At 51.3% G+C, this 628-nt stretch carries 1 protein-coding gene; it reads left to right on the top strand.

What is annotated here, in order from left to right:
• On the top strand, window positions 1–628 hold a 628-nt coding region (locus tag KK083_RS32340; protein ID WP_254170301.1), incomplete at both ends, for an Ig-like domain-containing protein.

The following is a 628-nucleotide window of genomic DNA, read 5'->3' as shown; positions in this document are numbered from 1 at the left end:
GTGATTATATATTGTGTGAAGACGAAACCGCAACACTAACCGCTTCTGCAGTGGGAGGAACAGTAGGCTCAGGATATGCTTACTCATGGGCGCCTGCAACGGGCTTGTCAGCCACTAACGTCGCAAACCCGACTTTCACACCTCCGAATATTGCGTCACAGACGATCTACAATTTCACAGTAACCGTTACGGATAACTTCGGTGTAGTGTGTACGTCACAGAAAACCGTAAGCATCACTGTTGATCCGGTTCCGACAGGTCTTACGTTGACGGCTGCAGCTCCTGACATCTGCTACGGTACTTCAACCAACATCCAGATTGCAGGAAGCCAGAGTGGAGTTACTTACCAGCTTCGCAACGATGCTGGTGACGTAGCGATCGGCTCCCCGGCGGCAGGTACAGGCGGATTGATCAATCTCCCGACAGGTAACCTGACGGCGAACACGACCTTCAACGTTTTTGCGACGATCACAGCTACAGGTTGTGACACGGAGATGAATAACACGGTAACGGTGACCGTGAACTCCCAGCTCACAGCATCGGCGGTATCGAGTGATTATATATTGTGTGAAGACGAAACCGCAACACTAACCGCTTCTGCAGTGGGAGGAACAGTAGGCTCAGGATA

Source organism: Chryseosolibacter histidinae (genome assembly GCF_018598225.1).
Lineage (GTDB): Bacteria > Bacteroidota > Bacteroidia > Cytophagales > Cyclobacteriaceae > Chryseosolibacter > Chryseosolibacter histidini.
The sequence above is the reverse complement of the archived record's forward strand: the minus strand, read 5'-3'. Positions and strand labels throughout refer to the sequence as shown.